Annotated in this window: 9 protein-coding genes; 3 read left to right on the forward strand and 6 right to left on the reverse strand. The window is 49.7% G+C overall.

Translation table 11 applies throughout. The features are described 5' to 3' along the window. Nucleotides 1-96: 96 nt before the first annotated feature. Nucleotides 97-1,152: an NAD(P)H-binding protein gene (locus ACO0LM_RS01930; protein ID WP_423033795.1), complete on the forward strand. Its 1,056-nt coding sequence runs from the start codon at nt 97-99 to the stop codon at nt 1,150-1,152. On the opposite strand, the gene ACO0LM_RS01935 is transcribed toward ACO0LM_RS01930, so the two are convergent. From ACO0LM_RS01935 to urtA, 6 genes are all read right to left on the reverse strand, one after another. Beyond that, nucleotides 1,096-1,974 (reverse strand): urease accessory protein UreD, encoded by an 879-nt coding sequence (locus ACO0LM_RS01935; protein ID WP_423033797.1) that lies wholly within the window; start codon nt 1,972-1,974, stop codon nt 1,096-1,098. The genes ACO0LM_RS01930 and ACO0LM_RS01935 overlap by 57 nt on opposite strands. A 28-nt stretch (nt 1,975-2,002) precedes the next feature. After that, on the reverse strand, nt 2,003-2,701 hold the full coding sequence (gene urtE / locus ACO0LM_RS01940; RefSeq protein WP_423033799.1) for an urea ABC transporter ATP-binding subunit UrtE: 699 nt from the start codon (nt 2,699-2,701) through the stop codon (nt 2,003-2,005). 12 nt (nt 2,702-2,713) lie between these two features. Beyond that, nucleotides 2,714-3,556 (reverse strand): urea ABC transporter ATP-binding protein UrtD, encoded by an 843-nt coding sequence (gene urtD, locus ACO0LM_RS01945; protein WP_423033996.1) that lies wholly within the window; start codon nt 3,554-3,556, stop codon nt 2,714-2,716. A gap of 20 nt (nt 3,557-3,576) precedes the next feature. Next, nucleotides 3,577-4,668, reverse strand: a complete 1,092-nt coding sequence (urtC, locus tag ACO0LM_RS01950; protein ID WP_423033801.1) for an urea ABC transporter permease subunit UrtC — start codon at nt 4,666-4,668, stop codon at nt 3,577-3,579. Nucleotides 4,669-4,676: 8 nt separating this feature from the next. After that, nucleotides 4,677-6,275: an urea ABC transporter permease subunit UrtB gene (gene urtB, locus ACO0LM_RS01955; RefSeq protein WP_423033803.1), complete on the reverse strand. Its 1,599-nt coding sequence runs from the start codon at nt 6,273-6,275 to the stop codon at nt 4,677-4,679. A 115-nt stretch (nt 6,276-6,390) separates the two neighbouring features. After that, nucleotides 6,391-7,644: an urea ABC transporter substrate-binding protein gene (urtA, locus tag ACO0LM_RS01960; protein WP_422974372.1), complete on the reverse strand. Its 1,254-nt coding sequence runs from the start codon at nt 7,642-7,644 to the stop codon at nt 6,391-6,393. A gap of 782 nt (nt 7,645-8,426) precedes the next feature. Between urtA and ACO0LM_RS01965 the strand changes: the two genes are divergently transcribed. Next, the gene (locus ACO0LM_RS01965) at nt 8,427-9,749 is read left to right on the forward strand and encodes an ATP-binding protein (RefSeq protein ID WP_423033805.1); all 1,323 of its coding nucleotides are present in this window, start codon (nt 8,427-8,429) and stop codon (nt 9,747-9,749) included. Between the two features lie 92 nt (nt 9,750-9,841). Continuing rightward, nucleotides 9,842-11,437, forward strand: a complete 1,596-nt coding sequence (locus tag ACO0LM_RS01970) for an EAL domain-containing protein (RefSeq protein ID WP_423033807.1) — start codon at nt 9,842-9,844, stop codon at nt 11,435-11,437. Nucleotide 11,438 lies beyond the last annotated feature (1 nt).

The following is an 11,438-nucleotide window of genomic DNA, read 5'->3' on the forward strand; positions in this document are numbered from 1 at the left end:
CAAAAATGTATATCACCTATGCAATTTTAAGCAATTGTATATAACCAAACAAAGATACACAATGACTACATCAACTTACCGACAAGGAGTATCAAAATGAATCTGCAAATATCAAACACGATCGAAAACAACAAACAAGCCCTGGTGCTGGGCGCAACCGGCGGCATAGGCAGCGAAGTGGCACGTCTGTTGATGAAGCGCGGCTGGCAAGTGACGACCCTGCATCGCCATCCCGGGCAAGTGAAAGATAAAACTGCAGCACATATCTGGCTGACTGGCGACGTCATGGTGAAAGAAGATGTCATGCGTGCAGCAGCAGGGAAATCTATCATCGTCCATGCAGTCAACCCACCCGGATATCGTGATTGGGAAAAACTGGTGTTGCCGATGATGGACAATACCATCGCCGCTGCCAAAGCCAGTGGTGCACGCATCCTGCTGCCAGGCACCGTGTATAACTTTGGCCCGGATGCCTTCCCGCTGATCGCAGAAAACGCCTCACAGTTCCCGATTAGCAAAAAAGGAAAAATCCGGGTAGAGCTGGAACACCGTCTGCGCCTTGCCGCCAGCAAAGGTGTCAAATCCCTCATCGTCAGATCCGGTGATTTTTTTGGTCCCAAGGCAGCCAACAACTGGTTTTCACAAGGACTGGTAACGCCGGGTAAAGCGGTAAGTGCAGTCCCTTACCCTGGCAGCGCTGGTATCGGCCATCAATGGGCTTACTTGCCGGACGTGGCAGAAACCATGGTGCGCCTGCTGGACCGCGAAAACGAACTGGATAATTTTGCCCGCTTCCACATGGAAGGCCATTGGGACCATGACGGCCAACAGATGGTCGCTGCCATAGGTCGTGTCACTGGCCAGCCGGCATTAAAGGCAAGCTGGTTCCCATGGCCCTTGTTTTACCTGCTGGCGCCATTCCAGCAAACTTTTAAAGAAATGCTGGAGATGCGTTATTTGTGGCGTACACCTGTCAAGTTGTCGAACCAGGCATTGCTGGATTTCCTGGGGGAAGAACCGCACACACCACTGGATATTGCAGTTCGTTCCAGCCTGGTGGGTCTGGCTTGCATGAAGCGGGATGAATTCTACGAATCAGGTATTCCAGATACGCGGAATTACAGCATCACGCCCAATCACAACAGGGCGTAAATGCCGCCACACCAGTTGCAACCAGTGCCGGGCAACTTCGCTGGAGTTGCCCAGGTAACGGGCAACAATGACAGATTTCATTTGCGTGACGCCACACAGGGCGTCCGCTTCACGTGCAGACAACAAGGCTGCTGTTTGCTCACGCAAAGCCTGCAATTGTTCGCCAGACAGCATGGCACCGGAAGCCAGCACCATCGCCGATACCGATTTGCCGTTCAAGCCCAAAGGGCTCTGCATGGCAGCACTGCCACCCTGCAGGCTGCCCTGTTCATGCCAGATCATTTTATCTTCACGGTAAATGCTGCAATGCTGCCTGATCTTGCCGCTGTTATAGGTTTCACCAGATGCCGTACGGCCAAAACAGAAAATATCTGCCGTCATCAGCCTGGCATCTGCGGCCAGGTGGATGGTCTGATGCAAATCGACGCAGGCATCGTCAAAAAAGATGGTTTCTTGTGGCAACCATTCCAGCCGTGCACCGGCATCAAGTTTTAGCTTGATATGCTGCGCTGATATGTGTCCGTTGCTGCGATACCATTTTGCCGCACCCGGAGTCGTCACCAGCGCATGGGTATCAGCAGCCAGCTTGACATCTATTGTTAACTGATCGCCGCCGACTACACCGCCGGGCGGGTGGATGATGATGGCATGACACACTGCATCCCCTTCGGGATACAGTGGCTTTTGCACGCGCAAGGGGCCGCTGTGTTTGCGCTCTGTCAGGCGGGTAACGTCCGCATCCCTGCTAAAGCCGAGTTGCAGGCTGGCTTGCCAGTGTGATTTGGTGGTGCTTGAAGGTAGTGCCGGACTACAGACATCCATGTTTAGCTAGCAATAAGTAAAGACAGCACTATACCGCCAGATGCCGTTTGACGTCATCACTATCCATCAATTCCTGACCACCACTGGCTACCACTTCACCGCGCGACAGCACGACAAAATGATCGGCCAGTTCACGGGCAAAATCAAAATACTGCTCGCACAACAAGATACCGATATCGCCGCGCTCGCGCAGCAGGCGGATCACGCGACCGATATCCTTGATGATGGAAGGCTGTATACCTTCGGTAGGTTCATCAAGGATAATCAACTTGGGTTCGGCCAGCAAGGCACGGGCAATGGCAAGTTGTTGTTGTTGACCACCCGATAAATCGCCACCGCGCCTGTGCAGCATTTCTTTCAATACGGGAAAAAGCTGATATACCTCATCCTTGATTTTGCCTGCCTTGCGTGCAGGCAGATTAGCCATGCCCATGAGCAGGTTTTCTTCTACGGTCAGACGTGCAAAAATCTCACGGCCTTGCGGCACATAGGCAATCCCTGCCCTGGCTCTATCATGCGGTGACAGTTTATTGATATCACGGCCTTCAAACGTGACGCTACCTGCAGTGACAGGCAATACCCCCATCAGGCATTTCAGCAAACTGGTTTTACCGACGCCATTACGCCCCAGCAAAGCCATGCATTCTCCTTTTTTCAGAGATAATGAAATACCGCGCAAGGTGTGGCTGGAACCGTAATGCTGATGCAATTGTTTAACTTCAAGCATGTTCAATGTTCCTTAGCGTCCCAAATAGACTTCAATGACGCGTTCATCTGCCTGTACCTGCGACATGGTGCCCTCTGCAAGTACAGCCCCTTCATGTAATACCGTTACCTTGCCCTGCTGGGCGATTTCGGTGACAAAGCCCATATCATGTTCGACTACCATGATGGAATGCTTGCCGCGCAGTTCATTCAGCAATTCGGCGGTGCGAGCCGTTTCTGCATCCGACATGCCGGCCACCGGCTCATCCAGCAAGATCAGTTGTGGTTCCTGTATCAATAGCATACCGATTTCCAGCCACTGCTTTTGGCCATGCGACAGCAGGCCAGCCGGTCTTTTCTCTTGTCCATCAAGACGTATCAATTGCAGGATGCTCGCTATCTTGTCTTTCTGTTCGCTGTTCAAGCGGGCAAACAGGGTAGTCTTGACGCGTTTGTCCATTTTCATGGCCAGCTCAAGATTTTCGAACACGCTGTGTTGCTCAAACACGGTCGGGCGCTGGAACTTGCGGCCTATGCCGGCATGAGCGATATCCACCTCGCTCATGCGTGTCAGGTCCATGGTCTGGCCAAAGAATGCGGTACCGGATGTGGGCCGGGTTTTACCGGTAATGACATCCATCATCGTGGTCTTACCGGCACCATTGGGGCCGATTATGCAACGCAGTTCACCGACTGAAATATCCAGGGTCAGGTTATTGATGGCCTTAAAACCATCAAATGAAACCACGATATCCTCCAGGTACAGGATAGCGCCATGGGTGGTATCCACCCCTTCTGGCTTGATGCGACCATAGGACACGCCCTGATCGCCGGTTGCACTATCGTATTGCTGCCCTGGTCGCAAGACGCCACTCATCATGCCGTTCGCCATATAAGTCATGCAGGCTCCCGCAGTTTTTTAAATTTACCTGCCAATCCCAGGACGCCTTGTTGCATGAACAAGGTCACCAGGATGAACAACAGACCTAAGGCATACAACCACAAATCAGGGAAAGCAGCAGTAAACCAGCTCTTCAAACCATTGACAGTAAATGCACCGATGATGGGGCCTAACAAGGTGCCACGCCCACCCACTGCCGCCCAGATCACCATTTCTATGGAATTGGCTGGCGACATTTCAGATGGGTTGATGATGCCCACCTGCGGCACATACAAGGCACCGGCAATACCGCAAAGTATGGCGGACAGCGTCCACACAAACAGCTTGAACCACAAGGGGTTGTAACCGATGAACATCAGACGTGATTCTGAATCACGCACCGCCTGCAACACGCGCCCGAGTTTGGAAGTCACTATCCAGCGGCACAGGAGCAACGCTGACAGCAAAATCAGCAAGGTGATCAGGTACAAGGCTGCCTTGGTGCCAGGTGCAGTGATGGTAAAACCCAGAATACGTTTGAAGTCAGTGAAACCGTTATTCCCGCCAAAGCCGGTGTTATTACGGAAGAACAGCAGCATGAAAGCAAACGTCATCGCCTGAGTGATGATGGAGAAATACACACCCTTGATGCGGGAGCGGAAAGCAAAAAAACCAAAGATAAAAGCCAGCACGCCAGGCACCAGTACCACCAGCGCCATGCAATACCAGAAATTGTCGGTCATGGACCAATACCAGGGGTAGGTTTTCCAGTCCAGGAAGACCATGAAGTCAGGCAGATTGCTTTGGTAGACACCTTCACGACCAATCGCCCGCATCAGGTACATGCCATGGGCATACGCACCCAGCGCAAAAAATACGCCATGCCCCAACGACAGGATGCCGGTATACCCCCATACCAGGTCCAGCGCCAGTGCTGCCAGGGCATAACACATGAACTTGCCGACCAGGGCAATGGTATAGCTGGAAATATGCAAGGCATGGCCCGCAGGAAAACTCAGGTTACAGATCGGTAGCAACACCGCAATCACTGCGCAAATAAGGATGCCAGTCCAGGCAGGTTTGGAAAACAGACCCTTGATTGTAGTCATAGTTGAGATCATTCCACACTCCTGCCTTTGAGCGCAAACAAGCCTTGCGGTCTGCGTTGTATGAAAATGATGATGAACACCAGAATGACGATCTTGGCCATGACAGCACCGGCCACTGGTTCCAGGAATTTATTTACTTCACCCAGGCCAAAGGCGGCAATCACGGTACCCGCCAACTGCCCTACCCCGCCCAGCACGACTACCATGAAAGAATCAACAATATAGTTTTGCCCCAGGTCTGGGCCGACATTGCCTAATTGCGACAGGGCTACGCCACCCAGGCCTGCAATACCTGATCCCAGGCCAAAAGTCAGCATGTCTATCTTGCCAGTTGCCACGCCGACGCAATCTGCCATGCGGCGGTTTTGCGTGACGGCACGCACGAACAGGCCGAGCCGGGTTTTATTCAACAATAACCAGACTGCAAATACCACCAACAGGGCAAAGAAAATAATGATGATGCGGTTATACGACAGCACCAGCGAACCCAATACGGTGATACCGCCCGACATCCAGGTTGGATTGGCGACCTCGACATTTTGCGCACCAAATATGGAACGCACAGCTTGCATCAATATCAGGCTAATGCCCCAGGTGCATAATAAGGTTTCCAATGGACGACCGTACAACCAGCGTATGACGGTTCTCTCCAGCAAAATACCGACTGCGGCAGACACCAGGAAAGCCGCTGGCAAGGCCAGCAATAAATAGGCATCCAGTGCACCGGGCATGAATTTGCGGAACAACATCTGGCAGGCATAGGTGGTGTACGCACCTATCATCAGCAGTTCGCCATGCGCCATGTTGATGATGCCCATCAATCCAAAGGTGATCGCCAGGCCCAATGCCGCCAGCAGTAGCACACTGCCCAGCGAAACGCCGTAAAACAGGTTACCGATAAATTCCATGCGTGCCAGACGACCATCGATGGCATTCAAGGTATTGGCCGCCTCTAGTCGTATGCTGGCATCGGCTTCGTTGTAAGTGCCATCGGGATTTTGTGCCAGCATTTTTTGCAGCACAGGCTTTAAATTCGGGTTCGGGCTATCCAGCAAGGCCTTGACTGCAGCCTTGCGCACTACCGGGTCACTGGCCTGCAAATTGGCAGTTGCAATCAACATTTGCAGGCGGGATTTGATTTCGCTATCGTTTTCTTTCAGATAGGCTTTGTTCAGCAAGGGCAACTGTTCTGGCGTTGCTTCTTTCTCCAGTGCGGTAGCGGCAATCAGACGGGTATTTTTATCAGGTGAAAACAGCTTCAAGCCTGACAGTGCACTGTCAAGTGCGGCACGCAAGCGGTTGTTGATGGTGATTGCCTCGGCATCGTCCGGCAATTTCTGCATTTTTCCACTGGCAAGGTCTTTGGCCTGTTCACCGTCGACCAGGTAGACAGCAACATCCTTGACGAATAATTGTTCATTTTTGAGAGCGGTCAATACTGCTGCTGCTTCTTCATTGCCCATGGCTGCGACGGTATTGACGGCAGCAATGCGGGCATCGGGATCATCACCAGACAGTGCCAACAAGAGCTTGCCATCGATAGCTGCGTGCGCACTCAGGCTGAACACGAGCAGGACGATGCTCGCGCAGATTTTACGAAATGTCATAGGCAACCAGGTCAAGGATGGAAAAATTCAGGAACGGCACTCAAGGCAACAGCCATGCAAGCCAGCTATTAAGCTGGCCACATGACAACCCCGAGTGCCTGCGTCATTCCTTCAATTACAGTTTTTGCTTGCCTTCATTGCCTGGAATATACGGGCTCCATGGTTGGGCACGAATCGGTGCCTTGGTTTTGTAGACCACGCTGAACTGACCATCAGCCTTGATCTCGCCTATCATGACTGGCTTGTGCAAGTGGTGATTGGTTTTGTCCATCGTCAATTCAAAACCGGATGGCGCCTTGAAAGTTTGTCCGCCCATGGCGGCGATGACCTTGTCGGTGTCGGTGGACTTGGCTTTTTCAACTGCCTGTTTCCACATATAGATACCAACATAAGTCGCTTCCATAGGATCGTTGGTGACGACGGTGGCTGCATTCGGCAGTTTTTTGGCGGCAGCATAGTCTTTCCATTTCTTGATGAATTCGGTGTTTACCGGGTTCTTCACGGACTGGAAGTAATTCCAGGCTGCCAGATGGCCGACCAGTGGTTTGGCATCCACACCGCGCAATTCTTCTTCACCGACTGAGAATGCAACAACCGGCACGTCGGTTGCCTTCAGACCGGCATTGCCGAGTTCTTTATAGAACGGTACGTTGGAATCACCATTAATGGTGGAAATGACCGCAGTTTTACCGCCTGCAGCAAATTTCTTGATATTCGCAACGATGGTCTGATAATCAGAATGACCGAATGGCGTATAGACTTCATCGATATCAGTATCCTTGACGCCCTTGCTATGCAAGAAGGCGCGCAGGATTTTGTTGGTCGTACGTGGATACACATAATCAGTACCCAGCAAAACAAAACGCTTGGCACCACCACCCTCTTTCGACATCAGGTATTCAGTCGCAGGAATGGCTTGCTGATTCGGTGCTGCACCTGTGTAGAAAACGTTTTTCTCCAGTTCTTCACCTTCGTACTGAACCGGGTAAAACAACAGGCTATTGAGTTCCTTGAAGACTGGCAGTACCGATTTACGCGATACCGATGTCCAGCAACCAAACACGACAGATACTTTGTCTTGCGATACCAGTTGACGGGCTTTTTCGGCAAACAGTGGCCAGTTGGATGCCGGATCAACGATCACCGCTTCCAGCTTTTTGCCCATGACACCACCCTTGGCATTGATTTCATCGATCGTCATCAGGGCCACATCTTTCAGCGATGTCTCCGAGATTGCCATAGTGCCAGACAGGGAATGCAGAATGCCGACCTTGATGGTATCGGCGGCCTGTGCCTGCGAGATCCAGCCGGAAGCGGCCAAAGTCATTGCGGCAAGTGCAGTTGCTTTCAAAACAGTACGACGTGACATGTTTTCTCCTGGTAGTGGTGAGGTCATGGAACAAAAAACTGCAAGCTTCCCACTACAGATAGCAGATAACGTGCCAACTGCTGGCTGGAACCAGACCACTCAGTAACATGATTTAAGTCAGATGCAAACGCTCAAACGGCTGACGTTTACCTGACGCGAACAAGGTGATTTGAGATGCCATGTTGAGATGCAATGCAAGGAGTCACTGCAAGGTCATGGCGAAGTCATCACACAAGCAAGCCTGGTGTATGGACAAGTTGGGCAAGTTGGGTAATGACGCACTGCACCACCGCGATTGAGCGCCGCACACCGATATAACCTATGTTGGCGGCATACAAAAACTAACCAAATTGGTGAGAATTGTTTCCCTGCAATTTTTTTGGCCACAAGCTCCACTTTTTAGTGCATTCATGCTCTCAAATTGTGCGGAAAACAACGACCATATGAAATTGCTCCATTTTTAATCATTGTTATCAAATTTATTTCCACTCGAAATAAGACGAAAGTCTTCGTGCTGGTTGAAAGCTTTTCAATAAAAGTCGCCAGTTTTTCGCCAGATATTTGATTTTATTGGCTTAATTCAAACTCATAAGGTATCAATCATCCGTTTGAATGCCGGGGTCAAGGGAATCTGGCTAAAAATCTGGCATGGCCTTGATGTGGAATAAATATCATAAAGGAAACAAATATATAGCCATTTGCCTATTTATTGTTCTAATATGTACACGTAAGGGAATTTAAAAAAAAACAATCTTGTTGTCAATTTTCCTGTCCCGGTGATCATGAATCAATTTGATGAGTTCAGCATACTCCCGCCGGCCGCTGCGACTGCCGCCGTAGCTGACACAAGCAAAAGCCTGTCCACTGAGACCAGGCTGCAATACCTGATAGACAATACTCCTGCCATTATTTATAGCAGCGTACCCACTGGCGACTTCAAAATGACTTTCGTCAGTAATAACGCGCTCCACGTGCTGGGCTATCAGCCAGAAGAAATGGTCGCCGACCCGAATTTCTGGTTCGACCATATTCATCCTGACGATGTGCCCCAGATTTTCTCCAGTATCGCCAAATTATTCACTGAAGGAGAGCGTACTTACGAATACCGCTTCATGAGCCGTGCCGGTCACTATGTGTGGATGCACGACATGCTGAGGCTGATTCGCGACCAGGACGGCAATCCTGTAGAAGTGATCGGCTCGTTGACGGACATTACCAAACGCAAGGAAATGGAAGAAACCCTGTCCAAAAAGGGGGAAGAGCAACAGCTTTTGATCAAGAAATTGCAAGAAGCCCATGAACAGTTACTGCAATCCGAAAAAATGGCTTCGGTTGGTCAATTGGCCGCCGGCATTGCGCATGAAATCAATAACCCCATAGGCTTTATCAATTCCAATATTGGCAGCCTGCAAAATTACGTAGACAAGTTGTTTGAAGTCATCAATGATTATGAAGGCCTGATCCCGCAAGCGCTGGCTGCAAGCCAGGCGAGCGGCAAAATGAATGAGATCAGGGAAAAAGCTGATCTCCAATTTTTAAAGGAGGATATACAAGACCTCGTGCGGGAATCCATGGATGGGCTCAAGCGCGTCAAGGACATCGTTCAATCACTTAAAGATTTTTCGCATGTGGGTGAAACGGACTGGCAAGAAGCAGACATTCATCACGGCATAGACAGTACTTTGAATATCGTCAAAAACGAAATCAAGTACAAGGCCAATGTAGTCAAGGAATATGGTCAGTTGCCACTGGTGAAATGCATCATTTCGCAGGTCAACCAAGTCATCATGAATTTGCTGGTGAATGCGTCCCATGCGATCAAGGAAAACGGCGTCATCAAAGTCAGCACGGGCTGTGACAAGGATATGGTCTGGATAAAAGTGCTGGATACCGGTGGCGGCATTCCCCCTGAAAACCTGAATCGCATCTTTGAACCTTTTTTCACCACCAAACCCGTAGGCAGTGGAACCGGCCTCGGTCTTTCCCTTTCTTACGGCATCATCAAAAAGCACGGTGGCAGGATTGATGTCAGCAGCGTGCTCGGAAAAGGTACTTGCTTCACTGTCTGGCTCCCCTTGCGTCAGGAAGATACAACGACACAGTAATCAGCGTCCATGTCTGTCGTAACAGTACTTTGCATGGTCAGCATAATGTGAGATCAAATCAAATGGATATGGTAACGCACAAGCAAATTGATATGGCGAAAGAACTTCAACTGGCAATCAGTGCCAATGAATTGGAGTTGCATTACCAGCCCAAGGCAGATTTACAAACCGGCTTACTAGTCGGGGTGGAAGCCTTATTGCGCTGGAATCATGCCACTTGCGGTGCCATCCCTCCTTCAGCGTTCATACGAGTAGCTGAACAATCTGATCTTATTATCCAATTGGGTGAGTGGGTGATCAGACAGGCTTGCACGGATATCAGAAGCTGGGTAAATGCGAAACTTGATGCACCGTGTGTGGCAATCAATGTATCCCCGAAACAGTTGCAGGATGCTGGGTTCAGTATGCGCCTGTCCGAAATCCTGAAAAGTATGCAGGTGACGGCAGATCAGATATCTTTGGAAATTACTGAAAATATACTCATGCATCGCAATACTGACATAGATCAGCTCTTCAAGGATTTCAAGGAACAAGGCTACAAGCTGTCTCTTGACGACTTTGGTACAGGCTATTCTGCGCTCAGTTATCTGAAACATTTTCCATTCGATTATGTCAAAATCGATCAATCTTTTGTCCATGAACTGCCACACAACTCAGACGATGTCTCGATTTCCAAAGCCATCATTTCCATGGCCCATAGCATGGGAATGAAAGTCATCGCTGAAGGTGTGGAAACAGAAGCGCAATGCAAATTCCTGAGCGACAATATGTGTGATGAAATACAAGGTTATTTCTTTTCCGTTCCTCTGTCGATCAAACAGATGACGGAATTTTTACAAGAGAGCCTGGTACTGGACAAACATTTATTACGCATGGGGAAACCGGACCGTACCTTGCTGCTGGTCGACGACGAGCCCAATATATTAAATGCACTGAAACGCCTGTTACGTCGTGACGGATACCAAATACTTACCGCTGGTGGCGGGCATGAGGGTTTGAGTATTCTTGAAAAAAATAGCGTTGATGTCATCATTTCTGATCAACGCATGCCATCCATGACTGGCGTGGAATTTTTGCGGAATGCAAAAAAACTGTACCCGGATACCATACGTATTGTTTTGTCCGGCTACACCGAACTGCAATACATCACCGATGCCATTAATGAAGGCGCAATCTACAAGTTTCTGACCAAGCCCTGGGACGATGAACAAATACGCGCCAATATCCGTGAAGCCTTTCATTACAAAGAAATGGAAGATGAAAACCGTAGCCTGAACCTGCAAATACAAACAAAAAATCAGGAACTGGTCACTGCAAACCGTCAACTGGCAGAATTAGTCAAACAAAAACAAAAACAAATCACCCTGGGACAGTTGAGTTTAAGCATAGTGCGCGAAGTGCTGCAATATGTTCCGTTACCCATTATCGCTGTCGATGACGAAGACATGGTGGTGTTCATCAATAGCTCCGCAGAACAGGTCATTCCACAATCCAGGATCGAATTGGGATGCCAGATTGAACACCTGATTCCAGATGTAGGTACTGGGATTAAAGAACATTCTGAAGGTATGTGGTTCCCAGTACATGTCTACCAAAAGCCATTTAACGCGCAGTGGAAGAATATGGGTGAACCGAATAAGCCTAGCGGAAAAATTGTCATGCTGATAGACGACAGGATGCACCATTGAT

Origin of the sequence: Undibacterium sp. Di26W, assembly GCF_049340265.1 — a bacterium.
Classification (GTDB): domain Bacteria; phylum Pseudomonadota; class Gammaproteobacteria; order Burkholderiales; family Burkholderiaceae_D; genus Undibacterium.